This is a genomic window from Micromonospora sp. DH13 (genome assembly GCF_020873825.1).
Lineage (GTDB): Bacteria > Actinomycetota > Actinomycetes > Mycobacteriales > Micromonosporaceae > Micromonospora > Micromonospora haikouensis.
The window spans coordinates 1-313 of record NZ_JAHWGR010000117.1 but is presented as its reverse complement, the minus strand read 5'-3'; the positions used below and the strand labels follow the sequence as shown (position 1 = coordinate 313).

1 pseudogene is annotated in these 313 nt (G+C 71.9%); it reads right to left on the bottom strand.

Going from position 1 to position 313, the window contains the following annotated elements:
* A pseudogene (locus LPA42_RS33515) lies at positions 1-131 on the bottom strand (ribosome-binding factor A); the annotation flags it as partial.
* Between the last annotated feature and the right edge of the window lie 182 nt (positions 132-313).

Here is a 313-nt window from a genome sequence, read left to right as displayed (position 1 = left end):
TCGGCGGTGATCCGGGCGTCGGTGATGGTGATCATGCCGAGCCGCGGGTCCTTGATCTGGCTCCGCACCACCGACGCGACCAGTTCGCGAATGCGCTCCGCGTGCCGGCGTACCTTGGCCGGATCCGTCATCTCGCCCACCTCCACGGCGTCGGACTTCCGGTCGGATCCGGCGGCGCGGGGCGCCGCCGGATCCGACCGGCCAACAGTTCGAACATTACCTTCGCGATCGGGCCGGCCGCCGGTCCCGGGCGGCACCGCCGCACGGTCAGTCGTCGTCGCCGTACAGGCGTCGGCGGACCGACAGCAGCTCG